Below are 24611 nucleotides of genomic sequence, written 5' to 3'. Positions count from 1 at the left end.
GCCTCCTTGAGGGACCCAGAGTCCCTCAAGGAGGCCTTCACGGACTTACCACCCACCACGCCACCTTTGCCTTACCCCTCAATAGAACCCGAATCGCCACTCACGACCAACTCAGCCCACCCCTCACCGGCGCCCGATAACGCCGCGGCATACCTGCCCGGGACTATCGCCCGCCGCGCCGGGAAAGAGATCGTCGACGCATGCTGCCCCTCCCGGCGCTGCTCGCGCTGACGACGACGGTCTTCCTCGGCTGCCTCACCGAGGTGCTGCCCGCCGGTCTGCTGCTGGGCATGTCGGCGGATCTCGGGGTGTCCCCGTCGGCGACCGGCCAGTTGGTGACGGTCTACGCGATCACCACCGCGCTCACCGCCATCCCGCTCACCACCGCCACTCTCCGGGTGCCGCGGAAACATTTGCTCGTCGCGCTGATCATCGGCTTCCTGCTGGTCAACCTGGTGATCGCCGTGTCCTCGTCGTACCCGCTGATCCTGGCCGCGCGGGTCGTCTCCGGCGCGTTGACCGGCGTGATGTGGTCTCTCGTGGCCGGATACGCGATGCGCCTCGTGCCGCCGGGACTCACCGGACGCGCGCTGGCCGTGGCCATGTCCGGTACACCGATCGGCTTCGCCCTCGGCGTGCCCGCGGGTACGGCGCTCGGCGAACTGGCCGATTGGCGCTGGGCGTTCGCCGTGATGGCGTTGATCACCGTGCCGCTCTTGGCGTGGGTGCTCGTCGCGGTCCCCGCCGTGCCGGCGGATCCGGCGCGCCCGACCCGCCCGCTGGCCGCGTCACGGTTGCCGGGGATGCGCCCCGTGCTGGCGACGGTGGCGCTGTTCTCGTTGGGGCACAACGTCGCCTACACCTACATCGGCCCGATTCTCGTCGGACTGGGTTCGGCGCGGATGCTGGGCGCGGCGCTGCTGGTGTTCGGCTGCGCCGCGGTCGGCGGGCTGGTTGCCGTCGGTGCCGCGCTGGACCGGCATCCGCGCGCCGTCTTGCTGATCTGCACAGGCGTGACAGCCGCCGCCATCGTCCTCATCGGACTCAGCGACGGCGTCCCCACGCTGGTGCTGGCCGCGGCCTGCCTCTGGGGCGTGGCCTTCGGCGGTGCCCCGACCGCTTTCCAGGCCGTCACCGCCTTGATCGCGGGCACCACCGCCGACGCCGCCCAGTCGCTCACGATCGCGGCCTGGAACGGCGCCGTCGCCGGTGGAGCGCTCATCGGCGGCCTGCTACTGCCGCTGGGAACGTTCCTGCTCCCTTGGTGTGCCGCCTTCTTGATCCTCTTGCCGTTGCTGTTCAGCCGGCGAGTTGTGCTTTCAGCGCCCGCGGATCGGTCCCGGGTCGCGTGAGCAGCGGCCAGACGTCGGAGCCGAGGAACCCGGTCTCGTCGGTCGCCGCGGTCGCGCCGCAGGCATCGCGCTCGAGTCCGTGCCGGGCGGCGAGCGCGGCGACGGCATCCTTTGTGGACTGTCCGAACACGCCGTCGACGGGAACGCCGAAACCTCGCACCCGCAGGAGTTCCTGAGCCGTCCGCACTCGCGGTCCGGAGTCGCCGGGCTTGAGCAACGGCCATTCGGGCACGTCCACCTTCGGCGACGCCGAGCCCAGCAGCTTCCCGACCTCGGTCCGGAGTTCCGGAAGCCGGTTGTACAGCACGGTTCCCGGGCATTCGGTCGAGTTGAAGTCGCGGTGCCCCTTGATGAACTCCGGCGCGATCCCGTACTGCGACGCGATGTAGGCGACCATCTTCACCAGCGACGCCCACAACGCCGGCGTGACGTCTTCCTTGCTGTAAAGGCCCTCGTTCTCGATCCCGATGCACGTGCTGTTGTGGTTTCCCACGTTCGCGCCCAGTACGTGCCGCGTTCCGCCGCGAAGCACCTCCAGGCTGCGATGCCGCCCCTCGGTGATGTGCCCGCCGCGGCTGTTCGTGAACTGCTGGCCGCTGTCCACCCAACCGCGCGTGTCCATATGGAAGTTCTGGATCGAACGCGACGCCCAAAAGGCGTGTTCGAGCGTGTAGTCGGTGACGTTGCCCGGATCGACCGTGTGGTGCACGACGATGTACGTCGGTTTGTGGTCCTGCACCTCGATCGTTCCGTTCGGCGGACGGGCGCCCCACGCGGCCGTGCCGTAGATCTGCGGTTCTGTCACCCCGGACGCCGCGGAAGCGGCGGAAGTCGTTGCTGTCCCCAGTAGCCCGACGGCACTTACCGTCAGGCCTCCCTTGAGCGCGGTACGTCGGTCGAAGTCGGCCACGGGCGTGCTCCCATCATGCGCTTTGGCCGGAAAGCTAACCCGCCATCGCGTCGATGACAACCATTGACCAACTTTTGTCGTAATGCGTTAGTGTTCGCCAGGGAGCGCGAACAGGCCGCCCCCGGTCTGTTCGAGCAGGCCGTCGACCAGCAGGGAGTCGAGACAGCGGTCACGCTGCCCGGATTCGTGCCAGACGAGATCGAGCCGCGCCTTCTCGACCGGACCTTCGGTACCCCGCAGGACGTCGAGCAGCAGCCCGCGCACCTGGCGGTCGGTACCGGCGAACTTCTGGACCTGTTTCGCGGGCCCGGCGTAGGCGGGTTTGCCCGCGTGCTGCCAGGCGCAGTCGTCGTAGATCGGGCAGTCCGCGCAGCGCGGTGACCGGGCGGTGCAGACGAGTGCGCCGAGTTCCATCAGCGCCGCGGAGAGTTTCGCGGCAGGTGCGTCTTCGAGCGGCAGCAAGGCTTCGACGTCGGCCATGTCGCGGGTGTTCGACGGCGGTCCGGCGTCGCCCGCGCCGTGTACCGCCCTGGCCACGACGCGCCGGACGTTCGTGTCCACCACCGGTGCCCGTTTGCCGTAGGCGAAGGCAGCGACCGCGCGGGCGGTGTACGCGCCGATGCCGGGCAACGCGAGCAGAGTGTCCACATCGGACGGAACGACGTCGCCGTGTTCGGCGGCGATGACGGCCGCCGCGGCGTGCAGCCGCAGCGCGCGCCGCGGGTAGCCGAGTTTGCCCCAGGCGCGGACGACCTCACCCTGGGACGACGCCGCCAGCGCCGAGGGCACCGGCCAGCGCGCCATCCAGTCGAGCCAGATCGGCTGGACGCGCGCGACCGGCGTCTGCTGCAACATGATCTCGCTGACGAGCACGCCCCAGGCGGTGCACTCCGGCTCGCGCCAAGGCAGGTCGCGCCCTACCTCGTCGAACCACTCGATCAGTACATCCGCGTCGACGCCCACTCGGTCAAGCTTAAAACCCTTACGCGACCTCGCTGAGGCGCCCTGTCTTCACGTCGTAGACGAAGCCGCGCACGTTGTCGGTATGCGGCAGGAAGTCGCTGCGCCGCACGCGCTGCACCGAGCGGCGGACGCTGTCCTCGACCTCGCGGAACGCCTCGACCGACCAGGTCGGGCGCAGCCCGCTGGCGGCTTCGAGCTCGTCCTTGAAGTCGTCTTCGGTGACCATGGAGAGACCGCAGTCGGTGTGCTGGACGATCAGGACTTCGCGCGTGCCCAGTTTCCGCTGGCTGAGCGCGAGGGAACGGATCGTGTCGTCGGTGACGACACCGCCCGCGTTGCGCAGGATGTGCGACTCGCCCTGGATCAGGCCGAAGATCTCGAACACCCGGATACGGGCGTCCATGCAGGTCAGAATCGTCACTTGGAGCGATGGCCTCGGGGAGGAGCGGTCACCGGGGGTGACATCGCCCAGCTCCTGATTACGCTTGAGCAACACGTCGATGGAGGTCACCGGACCATTGGAACCGGACAAGCCGGTGGAGGGCAACATTTCGGGGCTCATGTCACGGTCCGAACCAGCGTTCCTCGGCCGTGCGTGGCGGGGCCGACGTACGGCCGACGCGCAGTTCGGTGGCGAGGGTGATCACCTTCGGCCCGACCCGGTCGGCTGAGCTGAGCAGCAGCTTGCCCGCCGCCTTGCCCTTCTCGAGCACCGGCTGATGGACCGTGGTGAGGCCGGAGCGTTCGGCCTCGGTGATGCCGTCGAAACCGGTGACCGTCAGATCCTGCGGTACCCGCAGCCCACGGCGTTCGGCTTCGGCCAGCGCGCCGAGCGCGAGGATGTCCGAGGTGCAGATCACGGCGGTGACCTGCGGATACGCGTCGAGCAGCTGCCGCGCGGCCGACGCGCCGTCGTCCACCGTGTGGTCGAAGCGCTCGACCACCGGCACGGTCGCCCAGTCGACCCCGGCCGAGGAGAACGCGGCGGCCAGCGCCTCCAGCCGGATCCGCTGGACGTGGAAATGCGCGGCGCTCTGCCGCTGGATGGAGACGAAATCGTCGTTGCGCTCGCGGGCCAGCCGCATGCACAGCACACCGATCTGCCGGTGTCCCAGCGAGATGAGGTGGCCGGCCATGGCGGTGACCGCGGCCGCGTCGTCCGGGCCGACCCGGTCGACGCCGTCCACCCTCGGCTGGTCGACGATCACCGTCGGCACCGGGCGCTCCAGGACGGCGCCGAGATGCGGGTCGTCGTCGGGCACCGAGTAGACGACGAAGCCGTCGACACCGGCGCGGTGCACGGCCGCGACGTCCTCGCGGCCCGGGCTGGCCGGGACGAGGTGCAGGCCGACGCCCGCGTCTTCGCAGGCCAGCGCGAGTCCTTCGAGTACGCCGATGGCGGCGGGGTCACGGAAAGCGTAGGAGAGGTTCTCGGTGAGCAGAAGGCCGACAGCGCCGGCCTTGCGCGTCCGCAGTGAACGGGCCACCGGGTCCGGGCCCGGGTAGCCAAGGCGCCGTGCGGTCTCGAGGACGCGACGGCGCAGCTCAGGGGACAGCTGGTCCGGTCGGTTGTAGGCGTTCGAGACGGTGGTCCGCGACACACCGAGCTCTGCGGCCAACGACGCCAGTGTCGCCTGCCTCCTGGTGCGGATAGGACGGCCCATTCGCAAACCGTAACGGTTCAGAACGTTTTCCAGAAGCATCACCCGACGTGTGGCAGGTCTCGATTCAGAGTGACCCTGGGTACAGCGGACGGTGATCGATGGGGTGGTATCAGCCGGATGGGGTACAGTTGAATCTGACAACGGTTTCCATTACCCGGCATCTGGGACACCTGGCCTGGGCATCCGCAGGAGTGCAGTAGATGAATTCCCGCCGTACCAAGAGTGTATTCGCGGCTGTGTCCGCCTTGGCCGTCCTCGCCATCGGCGCGACGGCGTGCGCCTCCAGCGACAAGGCGTCGACCGGCTCCGGCGCGCAGAACGCGTCCGCCGCGAACCCCGGCGCCGGTGACAAGATCAAGGTCGTCGCCTCGACCGACGTCTGGGGCAGTGTCGTGACCGCCGTCGGTGGCGACAAGGTCGAGGTCACCTCGATCATCCACGACCCCTCGGCCGACCCGCACTCCTACGAGACCACCGCCAGCGACGCCATCGCCGCGAAGAACGCGAAGCTGACGCTGTCCAACGGCGGAGGATACGACGACTTCTTCTCGAAGCTCGCCGACCAGGCCACCGATGCCCAGAAGCTGGTCGCCGTAGACATCGCCGCGACGGGCAACGAGAACGAGCACGTCTGGTACAGCCTGCCCGGTGTCGAGAAGATCGCCGACCAGGTCGCCGCGAAGCTCGGCGAGATCCAGCCCGCGTCGAAGGACGCCTTCACCGCGAACGCGACCGCGTTCAAGGGCAAGACCCAGGAACTGCTGAAGAAGGTCACCGGGCTGGGCGCTTCGAACGCCAAGGTCGTCGCGACCGAACCCGTCGCGCACTACCTGCTCGACAGCGCGAAGATCACCGACTCGACTCCGCCCGCCTTCGCCGAGGCCGTGGAAGCGGAGCAGGACGTGCCCGCCGCCGCGCTCAACGAGGTCAAGCAGCTGATCTCCGGCAAGCAGGTCAAGGCCCTGATCAACAACGCGCAGACCACCACCCCGGTCACCCAGCAGGTCGTCGGTGACGCCAAGAACGCCGGGGTCGCGGTCGTCGACGTGACCGAAACGCTTCCCCAGGGTGTGACCGACTACATTGCATGGATGACCAAGGAAGTGGACTCCCTGGCGGGAGCACTGAAGTAGTGAGCTCCGTACCTGCCGAGGCGCGCCCCGCGGTCCGTGTCCGCGGGGCGAGCCTCGCGTTCGGCACCAGAACCCTCTGGTCCGGGCTCGATCTCGACGTCGAGCCCGGCGAGTTCCTCGCGATCCTCGGGCCGAACGGTTCCGGCAAGAGCAGCCTGCTCAAGGTGCTGCTCGGTCAGCAGGGGCTGCCGGAGGGCACGGTCGAGATCGCGGGGCGGCAGCCCGGCGGGCAGAACCGGCGGATCGGCTACATCCCGCAGCAGCGCGCCCTCGACGAGGGCCTGACGATGCGTGGGGTGGACCTGGTCGGCCTCGGCCTGGATGGGCACCGGTGGGGGACAGGGCTCTTCGGCCTCGCGAAACGACGGCAGCTGGTGTCGCGGGCGATCGAGTCCGTCGGCGCGCAGGCGTACGCGAAGCAGCCGGTGGGGCGGCTTTCCGGCGGCGAGCAGCAGCGGCTTCGCGTCGCGCAGTCGCTGGTCGGCGACCCCGAGGTCCTGCTGTGCGACGAGCCGCTGCTCTCCCTCGACCTCGCCCATCAGCGCGCCGTCAGCGAACTGATCGACGAGCGGCGTCGTTCGGCGAACACCGCCGTCCTGTTCGTCACCCACGAGATCAATCCGATCCTGTCCTATGTGGACAGGATGCTGTACCTGGTGAACGGCCAGTTCCGGGTCGGTAAACCGGACGAGGTGATGAACTCGGAGACGTTGTCCGAGCTGTACGGCACGCGGATCGAGGTGCTCAAGGTCGGCGGCCAGATCCACGTCGCCGGGGCACAGAGCGCGCTGTGCGAGGACGAACCCCACCACATCGACGAACACGAACAGGTCTCCTAGCGCCGTGGACAAGATGTTCGACTTCGCCCTCACCGGCGAGCTTCTCGGCCTCGACTTCGTGCAGACCGCGCTTCTGGCGGCCGCCGTACTCGGGCTGGTCGCGGGTGTGCTCGGCCCGCTGGTGGTCATGCGGCGGATGTCGTTCGCCGTGCACGGCACCGCCGAACTGGCCTTCACCGGCGCGGCGGGCGCGCTGCTGCTCGGCGTCGGCGTCGAACTCGGCGGCCTCGCGGGCGCGGTGATCGCCGCCCTGCTGATCGGGATCCTCGGCGGCCGCGAGTCCGAACGCGACTCCGTGATCGGCGTGATCCTCGCCTTCGGGCTCGGTATGGGCGTGCTGCTGCTCTCGTTCTACGAAGGCCGCAGCGCCAACAAGTTCGGCATCCTCGTCGGGCAGATCATCACCATCGACTCGACCAACCTGAACCTGCTCGTCGGCGCCTCCGTCGTCGTACTGGTGGTGCTCGCGGTGATCTACCGGCCGCTGCTGTTCGCCACGGTCGACCCCGCGGTCGCCGCGGCCCGCGGTGTGCCGGTCCGGCTGCTGTCCCTGATCTTCGCGGTGCTCGTCGGGATTTCGAGCGCGCTCGGCGTGCAGATCGTCGGCGCGCTGCTCGTGGTCTCCCTGATGGTGACCCCGGCCGCGGCGGCCGCGCGGGTCACGGCCAGCCCGTGGAAGGCGACCGTGCTGTCGATCGTGTTCGCGGAGATCGCGGCGCTCGGCGGGATCATCCTTTCGCTCGCGCCGGGGAAGCCGGTGAGCGCGTTCGTCACGACGATCTCGTTCGTGATCTACCTGGTCTGCCGCCTCATCGCGTGGCTGCGCGGCCGGAGCACCCGGGTCCGCGTCGAGCCGACCGCGAAGGCACAGCCCGCCTTGCGCTAGCGGATCGGGTTTTCGGCGAGCGCCTTCTTGACCGCTTCCATGAACCCGGGGTCGATGAACGCCAGCTGACCGCCGGCGATACTGCGTTCCACGGCTTCGAGGACGACGACGTTCGCGTTCACGAAAGCGTCGACGGCTTCGGCCTGCGACGTCTTCTGGGTGAAGTGCGCCAGCATCGTCAGGTTCGTGAACGCGCCGGAGAGGTATCGCGAAGACGCCTTCGTGAACGAGTCCCCGTAGATCAGGATCTTGTCGTCCACGGTCCCGATCAGCGGACTGGCGGTGCGGTACACCGGCCGGTCGATGTCGCCGTTGGGTTCGCCCGCTCGCTCGACCATGCCGTCGGGGCGGAGGCTGTAGAGCGTGTTCGTCTTGGTGCCCTGTTTGTTGATCAGCGGCGGCAGATCCGCGACCGTGTCGTATTGGCCGACGGGCACGCTGACCCAGGTCTGCGTGACGCCCGGTTTGATCGCGTTCGCGATGGCGCGCGTCATCACCAGCGCGCCCTCGTCGGCCCAGTGCGTGTCGTTGGCCGGATAGATCGGGTGCAGCACCCGGCCCTCGGACGCGCGTAGTTCGGGCCGCAGGTCGATCGCGCGGGCGTCCTTGATCATCCGGTGCCAGGTGCTCGCTTCGGCCGACCGCGAGCAGTCCTTGCCGGGGTAGCTGTCGGGCAGGAACTGCGGGACCATCGTCGACTTGTCCGGCGCGACGACGAGTTCGAACCGGCGCCCGGACTGCTCGACCGCGCGTCGCAGCTCGTTGATCTTGGCGATGGTCTCGGGCAGCGGACGGGACGGATCGCATTTCGCGTCGGCGTCGTAGCCGTAGTACAGCCAGCCGTCGCGGCCCTGGACGACACGGCGATAGCCGGACGCGGCGTTCGGCGTCGGACCCTGGGTCGGCGCGGTCTTGGTCGGCGATGGGGCGGGCGGGGCCGGGATCGGGCCTGCCTGCTGCTGCGGTGGCGGCTGGTCGAGCGGGGCACCTTCGCCGAAGATCCCGCGGCTGATCGCGTCGGCGGCGGCGATCGCGCCCGGCCGGAACGACAGCTGGTCGATGGCCCAGGTCGGCATGTCGGTGAAGAAGCCCCAGCCGCGGTCCAGCCCGGGGAAACTCGCGAGCTTGTGGTTCTCGATCTCACCCGGCCGCACGCCGAACACCCACAGCAGAGCGGGGGTGGTGAAGAACAGGAGCGCGCTGATGAGCGCGGTCAGCTGCCTGCCGCCGTGGCGGGGCCGGTGCAGCGCGTGCTCACGCGGAAGCCACGCCTCGTGCACGGCTGGCAGTTGCTGGGGTTCGGACGCCACCCCACCACCGTAATCAACCCGTGTCGCGACCACGTGAGAACGCCCCACTTCACCGCCCCCGGATCGCGATTAGCGGGCGAAACGCAAGTGCGCCCCCGATCGCGTTTAGCGGGCTAAACGCGATCGGTCAGTGCAGCATGAGCAGGACCTGCAGCTCACCGACCAGGAAGCCGATGGCGCCGCCGACGGCGATGAGCTTCCACTCGTCCTGCCGGAACGCCGGCCGCAACAGGCCCTCGAACTCCAACGGCGTCAGCCCGAGCATCCGCCGCTCGACGATCTTCGCGACGTCCATCGCCTCGGTCAGATAGCCCTCGGCGTAGCGGATCGTCGGCGGCAGGTGTTCCAGCGCCTTCCGCGCGGCCGCCTGCTTGATCTCCTGTAGTCGTTGCCCGCCGACGGCCAGCGCCACCATCGGCCTCGCGGCGCTCGCCTGCTCGTCGACGGCGTTCGCCACGAGCCGTTCGACCAGCGCGTACAACCGGTCCGACCGCGGCCCGCGCAGCACCGCGTCGAGCAGGTTCGGCACGGTGAGGATCTCGTTCGCGATCATCTCGCCGTACTGGCGCGCGACCTCGGCCCGCCGTCGCTGGAACTTGCCCTGCAGGATCACCCGGCCGACCCGCACCGGTTCGCGCGGCACGAAGATCAGCTTGATCGCCAGCCAGTCGGTGAACAGCCCGATGCTGCCGCCGAAGATCGGCAGCACCCACGGTTCCTTCGTCGCCGCCCAGACGATCGCCTGCACGACACCGAGCCCGAAGCCGAAGTAGATGCCGGTGCGCGCAATGAACGCCATCTCCGGCCGCGACGTCTCGCGGATCAGCCGGACGAGCAGCTTCTTGTCCCTGGTGAGCCGCTGGACGGTCATGTGCTGGAAATCGAGCACCTCGTCGAGGTTCTCGGTCATCTCCGTCATGAACTCGCGCACCAGCCGGGGGGTGGCCGCCTGGATCTGCTTGATCAGCAGTTCCTGTGCCATCGTCGGCATGACCTCCCAGAGCCTGGGATGGTGCTTTTCGAGTACTTCGCGCGCGACCTCGTCCACGGCCCGCAGCAGCGGTTGCTCGATCTCACGCGTGATGATCGCCGGATCGATCCGGCGGAAGACCTCTTTGACGTCCAGCAGGTTCGACGTCAGCAGTTCGGTCGCGACGGCGGCCATCCGCCCGCCGTGTTTGGGCACCACGCCCTGCCAACCGAGAAACGGCTTGATCCCGACGAACTCGAGCGGTTTGAACATCATCTCGATGGCGACGCGTTTGGTGACGTAGCCGATCAGCGCGGCGACGAACGGGATCGCGGCGTACAGCCACCAGTGCCGGGCGAGGTCGTCGAGGACGGCGTCCATGGGACCTCCTCGCTCGTGCTCCGGCGGATGGGAAACGGTATCGGGTACCCGTCAGTGAAGCAGCAGGAGCACCTGAAGTTCACCGACGAGGCCGCCGATCACCGCGCCGACGGCGATGAGCTTCCATTCGTCCTGCCGGAACGCCGGGCGCAGCAACTGCTCGAATTCGAGCGGCTTCAGCCGTCGCATTCTGTCCACAATGGTGTTCCGGACGTCGAGGGCGTTGACCGCGTAGGCCTCGGCGTGCCGGATCGTCTCCGGGATCCGCGCCGCCGCCTTCGCCGCCGCAGTCTGCTTCATCTCCTGGAACCGCCTGCCCCCGACGGCCATCGCGACGAACGGTTTCACGACGCTGGCTTGCGAGTCGATGGTCCGCTGCACCTCGCGGGTGATCATCGTGAACAGTTTGTCCGACTTCGGCCCGCTCAGCACGGCTTCGAGCAGGTTCGGGATGGTGATGATCTCGCGCGCGATCATGTCGCCGTAGTCGGCGGCCACCTGGTCCTTGCGTTTCTGGAACACGCCCTGCCAGGTGTAGAAGCCGAAGAACCGTTTCGGCTCACGCGGCAGGAAGATCATCTTCAGGGCGATCCAGTCGGTGAACCAGCCGATGCCGATACCGAACAGCGGCAGCACGATCGGCGACTTCGTCAGTGCCCATACGAGCAGTTGGACACAGCCGAGGGAGAAGCCGAACACGATCCCCGACCGGGCGATGAACCGCATCTCCGGCCGCGAGATGTCGCGGATCAGGCGGTTCAGCAAGGCCTTGTCGCGCACCAGGTTCGTCACGACCATGTGCTTGAGGTCGAGGACGTCCTCGATGTTCTCGGCGATCTCGCCCATGATCTTCGTGATCGCTCGCGGCGCTTCGGCCTGCACGCGTTTGAGCAGCAGCTGCTGGGCGCTATTCGGCAGCAGTTCCCACAGCCGCGGCTGGTACTGCTCCATCACCTCGCGGGTGACGTCCTCGACGACGCGGAGCAGCGGCTGTTCGATCTCCTTCGCCACCTGCGCGGGATCGAGCCTGGCGAAGATCTCCTTCGGATCGACGAGGTTGCTCGTCAGCATCTCGGTGGCGGTGGCCGCCATCCGCTCGGCGTTCGCGGGCAGGACACCCTGCCAGCCGAGGAACGGTTTGACGCCGACGAATTCCACCGGCTTGAACATCATCTCGATGGCGACGCGTTTGGTGACGTAGCCGATCAACGCCGCGATGAACGGCATGGTGACGTACACCGGCCAGTGCTCGCCGAAGTCGGCGATGACGGCGTTCACTCGCAGCCCCTCCCGCGTCTCGCTTGAGGGGAACCTAGCCGCCGGTCCTCAATGGAGTAGTAGCAGGACCTGAAGTTCACCCACGAGCCCGCCGATCACCGCGCCGACCGCGATCAGCTTCCATTCGTCCTGCTGGAAGGCGGGTCGCAGGATCCCCTCGAACTCGAGCGGGGTCAGTTGCTGCATCTTCACGACGATCGTGTTGCGCACGTCGAGGGCGTCTGTGGCGTAACTCTCCACGTGTTTCACCGTTTCGGGGAGGTACGCGATCGTCTTCTCCGCCGCGGCCTGCTTCATCTCCTGGTACTGCTTGCCGCCGACGGTCAGCGCCACCAACGGTTTCGCGATACTCGCCTGCGCGTCGATGGTCCGCCGCACCTCGCGGGTGATCATCGAGAACAGCTTGTCCGACTTCGGCCCGGTGAGCACGGCCTCCATCACGTTCCGCACGGTGAGGACCTCGTCCGCGATCAGCGCGCCGTAATCACGGGCGACCGCCTGACGGCGTTTCTGGAACATGCCCTGCCAGCTGAAGAACAGGAACCGGCGCGGCACACGCGGGTAGAAGATCATCTTCAAGGCCAGCCAGTCCGTGACGAACCCCGTGACGAAACCGAAGATCGGCATGATCAACGGCTGCTTCGTCAGCGCCCACACGATGAACTGGACCAGGCCGATCACGAAACCGAAGTAGATCCCGGACCGGGCGATGAAGCGGAGTTCCGGGGTCGCGACCTCCTTGATCAGACGGCAGGTCAGCGATTTGTCCCGGACCATCGCGTTGATCAGCATCTCGTTGACGTCGAGGACCTCGTCGATGTTGGTCGACACCTCGCGCATCAGCCGCGCGACGACCTTCGGCGCCTGCGCCCGGACCTGGTCGACCAGCATCCGCTGCGCCCGCGTCGGCAGCAGCTCCCACAGCCGGGGCTGGTACTGCTCCATCACCTCGCGGGTGACGTCCTCGACCGCCTTGAGAAGCGGTTCTTCCAGTTCCTTGACCACCTCGTCGGGATCGAGCCGTGAGAAGATCTCCTGCGGATCGACGAGGTTCTTGGTCAGCAGGTCGACGGCGGTGGTCGCCATCCGGCGCGAGTTGGCCGGGATGACCCCCTGCCAGCCGAGAAAGGGTTTGATCCCGACGAATTCGAGCGGGCGGAACATCATCTCGATGGCGACGCGTTTGGTGATGTAGCCGATGAGCGCGGCGATGAACGGCATCGTGGCGTAGACGTGCCAGTGCTCCTGGATGTCGTCGAGGATCGCCGAGATGTCCAACCGGCCCTCCCTGCTTACGACCTGTCAACAATGCAGGATGCCATGTGATCGACCGGTCGCGCGCCGAGTGCAGCCGTTTGGCGGTACTACTCGACTGGCCCCCGCTCATTAAGGTGGCCGCCATGGTCGCTCCTGAGAAGTCGGCGCCTCAGGCGCCCTCAGCGAAATCGCCCCAGTTCGCGGGCTCTGTCCGCGGCTACGACAAGCGTCAGGTCGACGAGCGTCTCGCCGAACTGTCGACCGAACTCAAGCAGCTCTCGCGCAACCGCGACGAGGCCGTGGCGACCGCCGCTGAACTCACCAAGGCGCTCGGCCACGCCCAGAAGGAACTGGACGAGACCAAGGCCGCGCTCGTGCGGATGAGCTCGAGTCCGTCCGGCGCCGGCGCGATGGCCGAGCGCGTCCGCATGATGATGCAGCTCGCCGAGGAGGAGATCGCCGATCTCAAGGCCGCCGCGGAAGCGGACGCCAAGTCGACGCGGGCTGAAGCGGACAAGTACGCCCACGAGACCCAGCGCGCCATCGACAAGACGGCCAAGGATGCCCAGGCGGAGCGCGAGAAATTGCTCGCCGACGCCAAGGCCGAGATCGAGCGGCTGAACGCCGAGGCGGCGCAGAAGCGCAAGGATCTGGACATGGAGAGTGTCCGGACCCGCGCCGCCGCGGACAAGAAGGCCGAGGAGGCTTCGGCGGCTCGTCGCGCGGAGGCGGAGAAGGCCTCTGCGGACAAGATCGCGGAAGCCGACCGGGTATCGGCGCAAAAGCGTGCCGAAGCCGAGCGGATTTCGGCGGAGAAGATCGCCAAGTCGGAGAAGTCCTCGGCCGAGGACATCGCGGCGAAGCAGGAGCAGGTCGCGGAGGCTCTCGCCGACGCGAAGACTCAGCAGACCGAGGCTCAGCAGGCCCGGAAGCTCGCGATGGAACTCCGGTCGAAGGTCGCCGAACGGCTTTCCGCCACGGACGTCGCCGTCCAGGAGGCCATCCGGCTGCTGGCGCCCGCCCCCGACGCCGAAGCCGCCAAATCGGAGGCCGCGCAGAAGCCGGCTCCCACCAAGAACAATGGCCCACGCCCTTCCTGATCAGCGGTTTTCGAGGGCTCAGTGCTGGACGGCGGCGAACAGTTCGTCGTCGATCCAGCCCCGAGTGTGCAGTTCGGCGCAGAACCGCTGGTAAGACTCGGCAAGCGCGCCGCTCTCCCGTTCGTCGGGCTCGACGAGTGTTCCCTCGGCGAGCCCTTCGGACGCTTCGGTGAGCCCACCCGGCAGGACCCCGGCAGCGGCGAGTAGCGCGGCACCGTACCCCGTTTCGGCCTGAGGTGAGACCCGCAGGCCGAGACCGGTGACGGTCGCCCTGATCCGGGTCCACAAAGGACTCTTGCTGCCGCCGCCCGCCGCCAGCAGCGGCTCGGTGATCGTGACCCCGAGGCGGCGTAGGTGGTCCAGCGCCAGCCGCTCGAGGAAGGCGACTCCCTCCAGCCGGGCCCGGTGCAGCTCGACCGCGTCCGGCTCGCCGGAGACGAATCCCGCCGCGTCCGCACTGGTGAAAGGAAAACGTTCGCCCTTGCGTCGCAACGGATACGCGATCACTTTCGCCGGACCCAGTTCGGCCGCCGCGGCGTCGAGTTCGGGGAGGCTGTCCTCTCCGGCCACGGCCTCGCCACCGGTGTTCGACGCGCCACCGGGCAGCCACCAGCCGTCGGGGTGGCGGTGGCTGTACATCGCACCGGTCGGATCCGGCACCAGCGACTCGGTGACCCCCTTGAGTACGTACGTCGTCCCGAGAATCCCGACGAACCTGCCGGGGACGACCGCACCGGCCGCGAGCTGACCCGCGCAGCCGTCGGTCATCCCGGCCACGACCAGGCAGCCCGCCGGGAGCCCGGCGACCGGACGGGTCACCGTGCCGAGCACGGTGGCCGGGGCGACCACCGGCGGTAGCAGGTGCTCCGGCACATCCAAGGCGTCGAAGACCTCGGATGGCCATTCGAGGGCGAGCGGGTCGTAGCCGCTCTTCAAGGCATGCGACCAATCGGTCGACACCGGCCCGCCGGTGAGTTTCGCGGCGATCAGGTCCGGCGTGTGCCGGATCCCGGCGACGTCGGGGACGTGTGCGGACAGCCAGGCGATCCGGCCGAGCGCGGCCGTGGCCGACACCCCGAAACCGAGCCGTCGCCAGCGATCCTCGCCGAGTTCGGTGGCCTCGCGGTTGAGGGCCGCGCCGCGCCTGTCGTCGTACATCAGCGCGGGCGTGACCGGCGCACCCGAGGCGTCGACCCCGACGATCGTCCCCGACGTCGCGGCGATGGCCACCGCGGCGACCTCTCCGCCCCTGCCCGGCAGCTCGCCGGTGACCTTCGCCAGCACCGTCTCCACCGCCGGCCACCAGGACCGGGCGTCCTGCTCGCTGTACCCGCGGGAGTCGCGGACCGGTGCGGGCAGCGGCGCGGCGGCCGAGGCGAGGACGGTGCCGCCGCGCACCGCGAGGGCACGGACCCCCGCGGTGGCGACGTCGATGCCGATCGTGACGGGCTCGTTCACGTGGTGGCGACCTTCTCTCCGACTTGTTGGAGGCTCTTGTCCTCTGCGATCGCCTTCGCCGTCTCTTCGGGCAGCTTCAGGTACCGCACCATGACCGCCGCGACCAGGTACAGCGCCGCGAAGACGATCACCACCCCGGCCGCGCCCAGCGGCCCGAGGAAGACGCTGACGATCGCCGGGCCCACGAACGCCGCCGCGCCCGCGCCCAGGTTCAGCAGGGCCATCGCGCCGCCCTTGTTCTCCGGAGCGAGGGAGGGGAGCAGCGCCGAGATCGGCACGAACCCGGCGAGCGTGGCGCCGTACAGCGCGCCGACGAGCAGCGCGAGCCAGTAGTACTCGGCGCCCATGGCGATCGGGACGAAGTACAGCAGCAGGATCGAGATCGCGCAGCCGATCGCGCCGAACCAGAAGATCGTGGTGCGCCAGCCGATCCGGTCGCTCAGCACACCGAAGATCAGGTTGAAGAAGATGTTCGTGCCGTAGATGACCGAGACCAGCAGAAGCCAGCGGCTCTCCCCGAACCCGATGCCCTCGATGAAGATGGTCGGGAAGAACACCAGCATGCCGAACTCGGGCGCGGTGTTGATGACGCGGACGAGCATCCCGACGCCGACGCGCGGTTTCTTCCACGCGATCGACACGCTGGAGACCAGGCTCTGCACCGGTTTCACGTCCGGTGGTGCGAGCCGGGTGTATCCCGTCCGCTGCCGGACCCCGAAGATCGCCAGCAACCCGCCGACCGCGAGCAGCGCCACCGACACCCAGAGCGTGCCGTACTGCCCCAGCACCGGGTTGGTGAAGCTGGCGACCAGCGCGCCCAGCGTCGGCAGCCCGCCGGTGAAGGCGAAGTAGAACCAGCCCACCGCCGCGCCGAGCCGCGCGACCGGTGCCACCGCGGTGATCCAGACCAGGAAACCGAACGCGAACATCGGATAGCCGAACCCGCGGAGGCCGTAGAACACCAGCATCAGCGGATAGTTCTGGCCGGACACCGCGACCGCGAGGAACAGCACGTCGAACACCAGCCAGATGGCCAGGCCGATCATCATCACGCGACGCGGTCCCCAGAGATCCGAGAGCGCGCCCGACAGCCACGACGCCAGCATCACGGCGACGCCGTACACGGTGATCACGTACGAAGCCTTGATCTCGGTGCCCGCGCCGTTGTTCGCCATGAACGGCGCGATGAAGCCCGACTCGACCCCGTCGCCGATCATGAACAGCAGCAGCCCGGCATAGCCGAGGAACAGCGGGGCGGGAAGGCCCCAACGGTCGAGCACACGGGAGAACCCGCTCCCGGATCGCGATAACGGCGATGTCATCTGATTCATGCACGCCTCCATGACGTCGTGGTCAGCGTATCATGGATCGTGTTAATTTAACTTTCAAGATGTTACATCGGTGGATTTCCGTGTTAGCCTCGCGCGCCCGGGTCGCACAGGCTGGCCGTGACTGGCTGAGGTGTAGGTGTCACCGCGCCGAGAAGGCCGATTGCGAGGGCATCGGCGGGGTTGAGCCCGGGTCCGTGAAGGACTCCTTGAGGGACTCTGGGGCCCTCAAGGAGTCCTTCACGGACGCGAGAACGCCCCAGAATCGCGATCAGGGGGCGAAACGCATGTGTGCCCGGAGCGCGTTTAGCGGGCTAAACGCGAGCAGTCGGTCCACGTGTCCGGGACTTGGCGTCACGGTTGTCCCAGTGTCACCGGGGATCACCTCGGCGGGTAGTGAAGGGCTCCTTCCCTACCCTGAAGGCAGGGTCCCGGCAAAGTCGCAGAGTTGCTGGTCGGCACTGTTCTTGGTGGTCCGGATGTGGCATCGCTGATGCCTGCGGGGTCCGAGTGTGGAGGATTTGGGACGGTGAACGCCCAAACTCCTCCACACTCGAGGTGCACCAGGTTCAGGGGCATACCCCTGAACCTCTGTTGATCAAGCTTCGCAACCGGGTGCGACCCCGCGTCTATGAAGGAATTGGGACATTCAACGTCCTAATTCCTTCATAGACGTCGGCCTGCGCCATGATCAAGAGGTCCCCGACCTGCAGCATCCCGACTTTGCCGGGCCCCTACCCTGAAGGTAGGCAAGGAGGCCTTCACGGCGCGGGGTGTCCGATGTGGGGTTGATGCGGTGTGGGGGGAGGCTTCCGGACGTCCAGCGGCCGGAAGCCTCCCCGCCCGTGTTGACCGTCCTTACCACTCACGGCCGGCCGAAGCGCTCAAACCTCCGCGATGTCCACTTCCACCTGGCTCCGCATCTCCTCCGCCAGGTGGTCCTCGACCCCGTCGTCGACGATCAGCACGTCGAAGTCGCTCAGCGGCGCCAGCCGGTGCAACGCCGCGCGTTCGGTCTTGCTGTGGTCCATCAGCAGCACCTTCGTCCGCGCGCTCGCGAGCATCGCGCGCTTCAGCATCACGATCTCCGGCTCCTGGTGGAAGGTCATCCGCGTGTTCATCGCCGACGTCGAAACGAAGGTGGCGTCGACGTTGATCCGCTCGATCGCTTCGAGGCTTTGCATGCCGAAAAACGAGTCGTGGGTCGCCGAGTAGTCGCCGCCGATGCAGATGAGCCGCAGATCGGGGACTTCTTTCAGCAGTTCGATGGCGCCGAGGTAGTTCGTCGCGACGGTCAGCGGGGTGACCCGGTGCAGCATCTTCGCCAGCGCGAGGGCGCTCGTGGAATCGTCGAGCAGGATCGACATTCCCGGTTCGACGCGGGCGAGGGCGTGCGCGGCGATCGCCGCCTTCTCCTCCGAATGCACGTTCATCCGGTAGTCGGCGTTGCTTTCGAAGACCGTCGACGGCATGGCGGACACGCCGCCCCGATACTTCCGGAGCAGGCCGCGGCGGACGAGCTCGTCGATGTCGCGGTGCACGGTCATGGTGCTGACGCCGGTGAGTTCCACCAGGTCGGAGATGGTGGCGGAGCCGGTCTTGAAGACGTGTTCGGTGATCTGCTGCTGGCGCGTGTTACGAGAGTGTGCGCTCGCACCGGCCGTCTTCTCATCGCTCATGGTGTCCAGTATCGCGTGCGCGCCGGTTGGTTGAGCCGCAGCAGGCCGGTGCGGGTGCCGTCGATCGCGATCTCGGTGACGGCCGCGTTGTCGAGTCGCGGGAACACCGTCCGGTAGGTCTCGAGCGGAATGCCGAGCAGTGCGCACAGGGTCAGCCTGATCAGCGTGTTGTGCGCGACGACGAGCGCCGTCTCGCCCGGGACCTCGGCGGCGATCCCGCGTAGCGCCCGCGCGCCACGGGCGGCCGCCTCCTCGGGAGGCTCCGAGCCGGGGAAGGCACCGGTGACGGGATTCGCGAGAAACCTCGTGACCACCTCGGGATCCGTCGCCGCCAGCTCCTCCCTGGTGCGCCCCTCCATCAGTCCGAAGTGGACTTCACGCAGGTCGTCGACCACCCGCGACGGCACCCCCAGTGCCTTGGCGGACGGCTCCGCGGTTCGACGAGCGCGGCTCTGCGGCGAGCAGAACACCGCCGACGGCGCGGCCGCCGCGGCGAATCCGGCGAGTTCGTCCGCCTGCCTGAGTCCTTCTTCGGTCAGCGCGACGTCGCTGCTGCCCGCGTACCGGTTCTCGGCATGCCATTCGGTCTGGCCGTGCCGGGCCAGTAACAAGCGTGCACCCACGTGATTCCTCCTCGGACCTTGTCAACATCACATCATCGATGTTAACTTAACAGCATCGATGTGAAAGGAGATGCCGGATGGCACTCGCCGCGGTGGTGTTCGACCTGGACGGTGTCCTCGTCGACAGTGAACACCTCTGGGAAGAGAACTGGGTGGCGTACGCCGCCCGGCACCGGACCGAATGGACCGCTGAGGACACCGCGTCCGTGCAGGGGATGAGCGCGCCCGAATGGGCGGCCTACCTCGCGAAGCGCTCCGGGACACCGGAAAGCGCGGTCGAGGTCGAACGGGCCGTGGTGGACGGCATGATCGCCGCGATCGAGGCGGGTGAGGCGCCCTTGCTGCCCGGTGCCGGCGAGATGGTCCGCGAGGTGAGCGCGAAGGTGCCGGTCGCGCTGGCGTCGTCGGCCGCCCGCCGGGTGATCGACGCGGTGCTCGACAAGCACGGACTCACGGGCGAGTTCGCCGCGACCGTCTCCAGTGCCGAGGTCGCCAGGGGGAAACCCAGTCCGGACGTCTATCTCGAAGCCGCCGCCAGGCTCGGCCGCTCCGGCGAGGAATGCCTCGGCGTCGAGGACTCCAGCAACGGTATCCGTGCGGCGGCCGCGGCCGGGCTCACCGTGATCGCGCTGCCGAATCCGGTGTACCCGCCGAAACCGGACGCGTTGGAACTGGCCGCCGAGGTCGCGGAGAACAACGACGACGTACGGCGCAAGCTGCTCGCGTACCTGTCCGGCGAGTTCGCGGAAGCGAGCGGGCGATGACGGTCCTGGGTACCGCGGAGACGTTCAAACGCGATTGGCTCGACGGGTTCGTCACCGCCTACGGGCGTTCGGTGCGCAAGGTTCCCGGCGCCTATGGCGTGCTGCGGCGGGAAGAGTCCGAACGCAAGGTCGCGGTGGTGATCGGCGGCGGCTGCGGGCACTATCCCGCGTTCGCCGGACTGGTCGGTCCCGGCCTCGCCGACGGCGCGGTGGTCGGCGACGTGTTCACCAGCCCGAGCGCCGAACAGGTCTACCGCACGGCGCTGGCCGCCGAGAGCGGCGCCGGCGTGCTCTTCGGTTACGGCAACTACCAGGGCGACGTCCTGCACTTCGGCCTCGCCGCGCGCAGGCTGGCGGCTGAGGGCATCGAGAGCCGGACGATCCTGGTCACCGACGACATCGCGAGCGGGCCTGCCGACGCGCCGGAACGACGCCGTGGCGTCGCGGGCGACTTCCTGGTCTTCAAGATCGCGGGTGCCGCCGCCGAACGCGGTGACGACCTCGCCGCCGTCCACGCGGCGGCGCAGAAGGCGAACGCGCGCACCCGGACGTTCGGGGTGGCGTTCGGCGGATGCACGCTGCCCGGCGCGGACGCGCCGCTGTTCACGGTCGGCGAGAACGAGATGGAACTGGGGCTGGGCATCCACGGTGAGCCCGGCGTGCGCACCGTCGGCAGGTTGAGCGCCCGAGACCTGGCCGACGAGCTGGTCGACGGCCTCATCCCCGAGATCCCCGAAGGCGACGAGCGGGTGGTGGTCCTGCTGAACGGCCTCGGCCGGACCAAGTACGAAGAGATGTTCGCGACCTACAGCCGTGTGCACGAGAGGCTGGCCGACGCCGGGCTCAGTCCGCTGCACACCGAGGTCGGCGAATTCGTCACCTCGCTCGACATGGCCGGTGTCTCGCTCTCGATCCTGGTGCTCGACGACGAACTCGCCGAGCTGTACGCCGCGCCCTGCGATACTCCGGGTTACCGGAGCAGCGGTGCCGCGCTGGCACAGGTCCCGCTGGAGTCCACAGTGGACTCGCTGCTCGTGGAGACCGAGCCAGGGCGGGGCGTGGTGGACCGCGCCTTGACGGCGGCATTGCACGACATCGAAGCCAACGAAGCCGAACTCGGCAGGTTGGACGCGGTCGCGGCCGACGGGGATCACGGGCTGGGCATGACCAGGGGAATGCGGGCCGCGGTCGCCGCCGCCCGGCGCGACGGAGATGCACTCTCCTCCGCGCTTTTGGCCGCCGGGACGGCGTTCGCCGACGCCGCGGGCGGAGCGTCCGGGGCGCTGTACGGGGTACTGCTGGCGGAAACCGGCGCGGGGTTGCGAGACCAGTCCGAAAGCGACGTCACCGTGGAAGCCCTCGCGGACGCCGTGGACGGTGCCGTGACGGCGTTCGTCGAACTGGGCAAGGCGGAGCCCGGCGAGAAGACGATGCTCGACGCCATCGAGCCGTTCCGGTTGGCGTTGCGCGAACAGGCCGTAGCGGGCGCGGACGTCCCGCAGGCCTGGCAGAAGGCGGCTCAGGTCGCGGTGAGCGCGGCCGAGGCCACGGCGGACCTGCTACCGGCCAAGGGAAGGGCGGCACGGCTGGCGCAGCGGAGCAAGGGGCACCCGGATCCGGGTGCGACCTCGTTCGCGCTGCTCGTCACCGCGGTCGGCCAGGCTCTGGGAAAGGACGACTGAATGCGGATCGTGGTGGCGGCGGACAACGCCGGGGTGGCGCTCAAGGACCAGTTGCGTGACCTGCTCCTCGCCGACGAACGGGTGGACGAGGTCACCGACCTCGGCGTCGCCGACGGCTCGGACGACAAGGCGTACCCGTTGCTCGGTCTCGCGGCGGCGGAGTCGATCGCGCGGGGCGAGGCGGATCGCGGCGTACTGGTCTGCGGGACCGGGATCGGCATGGCCATTTCGGCGAACAAGGTCCCGGGGGTCCGGGCCACGGTGGCGCACGACTCGTACTCGGCCGAGAGGTCGGTCAAATCGAACGATTGCCAGGTGATCACCTTCGGCGCCAGGGCGATCGGCCCTGAACTGGCGAAGAAGATCGTCGCCGAGTGGGTCGGCTACCGCTTCGACCCGGCTTCGGCCAGCGCGAGCAAGGTCGCGCACATCACCGAATACGAGAAAGCCCACTGAGCCCGACGGCGGAGCCGTGATCGGTCTCGATTGCGGTGGCGGGTTCACCAACAGACACTGAGAAGCGCCCGATGCGGGCACGGAGAGAGGACGCAGAGTTGCGGATACTCGCTGCGGGAGACCATTTCGTCGGCACTGGCCTGCTGGCCGACGCCGTCCGTGCCGAGATCGGCGCCGGGTACGAGTTCTCGGAGCTGACGCTGCCGTGGCCGGTGGAGCCGTTCGGCCCGGTCGCGAACGTGCACGAGGCCAGCGGCACCGAGGAGCAGGTGATCGAGGCCGTGGCGGGAGCCGAGGTCGCGGTGACCCAGATGGCCCCCTTCACCAAGCAGGTGTTCGCCGCCGCGCCGGACCTCAAGCTCGTCTCGGTGTGCCGGGGCGGTCCGGTCAACGTCGATCTCGCCGCGGCCACCGAGGCCGGGGTCGCGGTGACCTACGCGCCCGGCCGCAACGCCGGCGCCGCCGCCGAATTCGCGGTCGGGATGATCCTCGCCGCGATGCGCCGGATCTCGACATCCTCGGCCGAACTGCTGGGCGGGACCTGGCGTGGCGACTACTACGCCTACGACCAGACCGGCCTCGAACTCGACGGGACCACCGTCGGACTGGTCGGCTACGGCGCGATCGGCTCGCGGGTGGCCAAGGTACTCATCGCGTTCGGGTCGAAGGTGCTGGTCGCGGATCCGTTCGCCGATCCGGCCGGGATCGCCGCCGACGGTGCCGAACTCGTCGACCTGGACGACCTGCTGCGCCGCAGTTCCGTGGTGAGCCTGCACGCCCGGCTCACCGAGGAGACCCGGCACCTGATCGACGCCGCCAAACTCGCGCTGCTGCCGGAAGGAGCGGTGCTGGTCAACACCGCGCGTGGCGGACTCCTCGACTATTCGCCGCTTCCGGAAGCCCTTCGTTCGGGGCGGCTCGGCGCGCTGGCGCTCGACGTGTACGACATTGAGCCACCGCCCGCGGACTGGGCGTTGCGAGACGCGCCGAACGTGATCGCCACGCCGCACCTCGCCGGAGCCAGCAGGCAGACGGCGGAGCGGGCGGCGAGCATCGTCGCCGCCGAAGTGGGCCGGTACGTCCGCGGCGAGGCGCTCGCGAACCTGGCGAACCCCGAGGTCCTGCGGCCATGATCATCGGCGTCGACATCGGCACGTCACTGACCAAGGCGGTCGTCTTCGACAAGGCCGGGATGTCGGTGGCGAGCGCGTGCACCACCTCGGAGGTGCACCACCTGCCGAGCGGACTCGTCGAGCAGGACCTCGACCAGGTACTCGGCACCGTGGCGACGGTGGTGCGGGAGGTCGCCGCCGGACTCGACGGTCCGGTCACCGCGCTGGCCCTCACCGGCCAGGGCGACGGGCTGTGGCTGCGCGACGAGTCCGGGGAAGCCGTCCGGCCCGCGATCTCCTGGCTCGACGGGCGGGCGAACTCGCTGGTGGCCAAATGGCAGGCCGACGGGGTGTCCCGGGAAGTGTTCCGGCGCACCGCGTCGGGAATGTTCCCCGGCAGCGCCGCGGCGATCATGTCCTTTTTGGACACTCATGAACCGGGATCGCTCGACAGGGCGGTGGTGGCGGGCTACTGCGTCGACGCGGTGGTCCAGCGGCTGACCGGTGAGATCACCGTCGACGCGTCGGACGCTTCGCTGCCCTTCCTCAATCCGGCCACCCGGCGTTACGACGAAGAAGCCATCGCGGCCGTCGGCCTCGCCCACCGCAGGAACCTGTTCGTGGAACCGGCGGCGCCGAAGACCGTGTTCCGCTTGGACGAGCGCGGTGCCGGATTGCTCGGACTTCCCGTCGGGTTGCCGGTCACGGCGGGTCCGTTCGATCTGCCCGCGAGCGCCATCGGCGCCGGCGTGCGGCGGCCGGGCGACGGCATCCTCACCGCCGGAACCACCCTCGCCTGCCAGGTACTGACCGACTCGGCGGTGTTCGACCCGGAGGGTGAGCCGGCGGGGATGTTCCTCTGTACCCCGGAGGAAGGCGAGTTCCTGCGAGCGATGCCGGCGATGGTCGGCACCGCGGGTATCGACTGGGTGTGCCGTCTGTTCGGCATCGCGGTCGAGGAGATCGGCCCACTGCTCGACGCGAGCAAGCCCGGCGCGGGTGGGGTTCGGGCACTACCGTTCCTTTCCGCGTCCGGTGAACGAGCGCCGTTCGTCGACGCGTCGGCGAGGGCGCAGTTCGCCGGGCTGAGCCTGGAGAGCGAGCGTGGCGACATCGTCCGCGCCCTGTGCGAGTCGATCGCTTACGCGGCAAGGCATTGCTTCGAGGCGGCCGGGCTCACCGGCACCTTGTACGCCTGCGGCGGCGGGGTCCGCTCCCTCGCGTGGACCCGCATCTTCGCCGACGTTCTCGGGCGCCCCATCGTGATCCCCGGCGATCCCGGCGTCGGCGCGCGAGGTGCGGTGATCGTCGCCGCGGACGCCCTCGGCGAACCGGTCTACAGGGACCTGTGGGCGGAAAGCGCGCGCGTCGTCGAAGTCCGTCCCGAGAACGTAGGGTTCTACGAGCAGGGCTACGCCGACTATCAGGCCTCGCTGGCCGCGGCCCGTGGACTGTGGAGGTTGTGA

General features: G+C 68.6%; 22 protein-coding genes. 10 read left to right on the top strand and 12 right to left on the bottom strand.

Annotated features, from left to right (window positions below; translation table 11 throughout):
- Window positions 1-200 precede the first annotated feature (200 nt).
- Window positions 201-1352 carry an MFS transporter gene (locus ACZ7KI_RS39945; RefSeq protein ID WP_470278198.1) on the top strand — a complete coding sequence of 384 codons (1152 nt, stop codon included), beginning with the start codon at window positions 201-203 and terminating at the stop codon, window positions 1350-1352.
- Here the strand turns inward: ACZ7KI_RS39945 and ACZ7KI_RS39940 are convergent.
- From ACZ7KI_RS39940 to ACZ7KI_RS39925, 4 genes are all read right to left on the bottom strand, one after another.
- Window positions 1300-2262, bottom strand: coding sequence for a peptidoglycan recognition protein family protein (locus ACZ7KI_RS39940; RefSeq protein WP_470278197.1), 963 nt, complete (start codon window positions 2260-2262; stop codon window positions 1300-1302). The two genes, ACZ7KI_RS39945 and ACZ7KI_RS39940, sit on opposite strands and share 53 nt — an antisense overlap.
- Before the next feature lie 87 nt (window positions 2263-2349).
- Window positions 2350-3225 (bottom strand): HhH-GPD family protein, encoded by an 876-nt coding sequence (locus ACZ7KI_RS39935; RefSeq protein ID WP_470278196.1) that lies wholly within the window; start codon window positions 3223-3225, stop codon window positions 2350-2352.
- 19 nt (window positions 3226-3244) lie between these two features.
- Entirely contained in the window at window positions 3245-3736 is a 492-nt protein-coding gene (locus ACZ7KI_RS39930; RefSeq protein ID WP_061989309.1) for a beta-class carbonic anhydrase, read from the bottom strand.
- A 52-nt stretch (window positions 3737-3788) separates the two neighbouring features.
- The gene (locus ACZ7KI_RS39925; RefSeq protein WP_470278195.1) at window positions 3789-4889 is read right to left on the bottom strand and encodes a LacI family DNA-binding transcriptional regulator; all 1101 of its coding nucleotides are present in this window, start codon (window positions 4887-4889) and stop codon (window positions 3789-3791) included.
- 200 nt (window positions 4890-5089) lie between these two features.
- Here ACZ7KI_RS39925 and ACZ7KI_RS39920 point away from each other — a divergent pair, with 200 nt between their 5' ends.
- The 3 genes from ACZ7KI_RS39920 to ACZ7KI_RS39910 are packed head-to-tail and all read left to right on the top strand — an operon-like array spanning window position 5090 to window position 7747.
- Window positions 5090-6022 (top strand): metal ABC transporter solute-binding protein, Zn/Mn family, encoded by a 933-nt coding sequence (locus ACZ7KI_RS39920; RefSeq protein WP_470278194.1) that lies wholly within the window; start codon window positions 5090-5092, stop codon window positions 6020-6022.
- Window positions 6022-6861 carry a metal ABC transporter ATP-binding protein gene (locus tag ACZ7KI_RS39915; protein WP_470278193.1) on the top strand — a complete coding sequence of 280 codons (840 nt, stop codon included), beginning with the start codon at window positions 6022-6024 and terminating at the stop codon, window positions 6859-6861. The genes ACZ7KI_RS39920 and ACZ7KI_RS39915 overlap by 1 nt, the downstream gene beginning before the upstream one ends.
- Window positions 6862-6865: 4 nt before the next feature.
- Window positions 6866-7747, top strand: a complete 882-nt coding sequence (locus tag ACZ7KI_RS39910) for a metal ABC transporter permease (protein ID WP_061989304.1) — start codon at window positions 6866-6868, stop codon at window positions 7745-7747.
- On the opposite strand, the gene ACZ7KI_RS39905 is transcribed toward ACZ7KI_RS39910, so the two are convergent.
- The 4 genes from ACZ7KI_RS39905 to ACZ7KI_RS39890 all read right to left on the bottom strand — a co-directional run bounded on the left by ACZ7KI_RS39905 (window position 7744) and on the right by ACZ7KI_RS39890 (window position 12964).
- Window positions 7744-9057 carry an alginate O-acetyltransferase AlgX-related protein gene (locus ACZ7KI_RS39905; RefSeq protein ID WP_470278192.1) on the bottom strand — a complete coding sequence of 438 codons (1314 nt, stop codon included), beginning with the start codon at window positions 9055-9057 and terminating at the stop codon, window positions 7744-7746. The two genes, ACZ7KI_RS39910 and ACZ7KI_RS39905, sit on opposite strands and share 4 nt — an antisense overlap.
- Window positions 9058-9184: 127 nt before the next feature.
- Window positions 9185-10408 carry a DUF445 domain-containing protein gene (locus ACZ7KI_RS39900; RefSeq protein ID WP_470278191.1) on the bottom strand — a complete coding sequence of 408 codons (1224 nt, stop codon included), beginning with the start codon at window positions 10406-10408 and terminating at the stop codon, window positions 9185-9187.
- A gap of 51 nt (window positions 10409-10459) precedes the next feature.
- Window positions 10460-11686 carry a DUF445 domain-containing protein gene (locus ACZ7KI_RS39895; RefSeq protein WP_470278190.1) on the bottom strand — a complete coding sequence of 409 codons (1227 nt, stop codon included), beginning with the start codon at window positions 11684-11686 and terminating at the stop codon, window positions 10460-10462.
- Between the two features lie 48 nt (window positions 11687-11734).
- Window positions 11735-12964, bottom strand: a complete 1230-nt coding sequence (locus tag ACZ7KI_RS39890; protein WP_470278189.1) for a DUF445 domain-containing protein — start codon at window positions 12962-12964, stop codon at window positions 11735-11737.
- Window positions 12965-13086: 122 nt separating this feature from the next.
- Here ACZ7KI_RS39890 and ACZ7KI_RS39885 point away from each other — a divergent pair, with 122 nt between their 5' ends.
- Window positions 13087-14043, top strand: coding sequence for a coiled-coil domain-containing protein (locus ACZ7KI_RS39885; RefSeq protein WP_470278188.1), 957 nt, complete (start codon window positions 13087-13089; stop codon window positions 14041-14043).
- An 18-nt stretch (window positions 14044-14061) separates the two neighbouring features.
- On the opposite strand, the gene ACZ7KI_RS39880 is transcribed toward ACZ7KI_RS39885, so the two are convergent.
- The 4 genes from ACZ7KI_RS39880 to ACZ7KI_RS39865 all read right to left on the bottom strand — a co-directional run bounded on the left by ACZ7KI_RS39880 (window position 14062) and on the right by ACZ7KI_RS39865 (window position 19131).
- Window positions 14062-15501, bottom strand: coding sequence for an FGGY-family carbohydrate kinase (locus ACZ7KI_RS39880; protein ID WP_470278187.1), 1440 nt, complete (start codon window positions 15499-15501; stop codon window positions 14062-14064).
- Window positions 15498-16832, bottom strand: coding sequence for an MFS transporter (locus tag ACZ7KI_RS39875; protein ID WP_470278186.1), 1335 nt, complete (start codon window positions 16830-16832; stop codon window positions 15498-15500). Before ACZ7KI_RS39875 ends, ACZ7KI_RS39880 begins: the two co-directional genes overlap by 4 nt.
- 881 nt (window positions 16833-17713) lie before the next feature.
- On the bottom strand, window positions 17714-18508 hold the full coding sequence (locus ACZ7KI_RS39870; RefSeq protein ID WP_470278185.1) for a DeoR/GlpR family DNA-binding transcription regulator: 795 nt from the start codon (window positions 18506-18508) through the stop codon (window positions 17714-17716).
- Window positions 18505-19131, bottom strand: coding sequence for a histidine phosphatase family protein (locus ACZ7KI_RS39865; protein WP_470278183.1), 627 nt, complete (start codon window positions 19129-19131; stop codon window positions 18505-18507). The genes ACZ7KI_RS39870 and ACZ7KI_RS39865 overlap by 4 nt, the downstream gene beginning before the upstream one ends.
- A 77-nt stretch (window positions 19132-19208) precedes the next feature.
- Here ACZ7KI_RS39865 and ACZ7KI_RS39860 point away from each other — a divergent pair, with 77 nt between their 5' ends.
- The 5 genes from ACZ7KI_RS39860 (at window position 19209) to ACZ7KI_RS39840 (ending at window position 24611) form a co-directional block, all read left to right on the top strand.
- A complete protein-coding gene (locus ACZ7KI_RS39860; protein ID WP_470278182.1) occupies window positions 19209-19895 on the top strand; it encodes an HAD family hydrolase in 687 nt (228 codons plus the stop codon).
- Window positions 19892-21577: a dihydroxyacetone kinase family protein gene (locus tag ACZ7KI_RS39855; protein ID WP_470278181.1), complete on the top strand. Its 1686-nt coding sequence runs from the start codon at window positions 19892-19894 to the stop codon at window positions 21575-21577. The genes ACZ7KI_RS39860 and ACZ7KI_RS39855 overlap by 4 nt, the downstream gene beginning before the upstream one ends.
- A complete protein-coding gene (locus ACZ7KI_RS39850) occupies window positions 21578-22033 on the top strand; it encodes a ribose-5-phosphate isomerase (protein WP_470278180.1) in 456 nt (151 codons plus the stop codon).
- A gap of 98 nt (window positions 22034-22131) precedes the next feature.
- Complete coding sequence (locus tag ACZ7KI_RS39845; RefSeq protein ID WP_470278200.1) at window positions 22132-23166, top strand: 2-hydroxyacid dehydrogenase; 1035 nt, start codon at window positions 22132-22134, stop codon at window positions 23164-23166.
- On the top strand, window positions 23163-24611 hold the full coding sequence (locus tag ACZ7KI_RS39840) for an FGGY family carbohydrate kinase (protein ID WP_470278179.1): 1449 nt from the start codon (window positions 23163-23165) through the stop codon (window positions 24609-24611). The genes ACZ7KI_RS39845 and ACZ7KI_RS39840 overlap by 4 nt, the downstream gene beginning before the upstream one ends.

It is taken from the genome of Amycolatopsis sp. NPDC039088 (genome assembly GCF_055598845.1).
The sequence above is the reverse complement of the archived record's forward strand: the minus strand, read 5'-3'. Positions and strand labels throughout refer to the sequence as shown.

Excerpts from the sequence above, each read along its gene's own strand:
- ACZ7KI_RS39945 (WP_470278198.1), top strand. The coding sequence starts at position 201 with ATGCTGCCCCTCCCGGCGCTGCTCGCGCTGACGACGACGGTCTTCCTC.
- ACZ7KI_RS39925 (WP_470278195.1), bottom strand. The coding sequence starts at position 4,889 with ATGGGCCGTCCTATCCGCACCAGGAGGCAGGCGACACTGGCGTCGTTG.
- ACZ7KI_RS39920 (WP_470278194.1), top strand. The coding sequence starts at position 5,090 with ATGAATTCCCGCCGTACCAAGAGTGTATTCGCGGCTGTGTCCGCCTTG.
- ACZ7KI_RS39900 (WP_470278191.1), bottom strand. The coding sequence starts at position 10,408 with ATGGACGCCGTCCTCGACGACCTCGCCCGGCACTGGTGGCTGTACGCC.
- ACZ7KI_RS39885 (WP_470278188.1), top strand. The coding sequence starts at position 13,087 with ATGGTCGCTCCTGAGAAGTCGGCGCCTCAGGCGCCCTCAGCGAAATCG.
- ACZ7KI_RS39875 (WP_470278186.1), bottom strand. The coding sequence starts at position 16,832 with ATGAATCAGATGACATCGCCGTTATCGCGATCCGGGAGCGGGTTCTCC.
- ACZ7KI_RS39870 (WP_470278185.1), bottom strand. The coding sequence starts at position 18,508 with ATGAGCGATGAGAAGACGGCCGGTGCGAGCGCACACTCTCGTAACACG.
- ACZ7KI_RS39860 (WP_470278182.1), top strand. The coding sequence starts at position 19,209 with ATGGCACTCGCCGCGGTGGTGTTCGACCTGGACGGTGTCCTCGTCGAC.
- ACZ7KI_RS39855 (WP_470278181.1), top strand. The coding sequence starts at position 19,892 with ATGACGGTCCTGGGTACCGCGGAGACGTTCAAACGCGATTGGCTCGAC.
- ACZ7KI_RS39850 (WP_470278180.1), top strand. The coding sequence starts at position 21,578 with ATGCGGATCGTGGTGGCGGCGGACAACGCCGGGGTGGCGCTCAAGGAC.
- ACZ7KI_RS39840 (WP_470278179.1), top strand. The coding sequence starts at position 23,163 with ATGATCATCGGCGTCGACATCGGCACGTCACTGACCAAGGCGGTCGTC.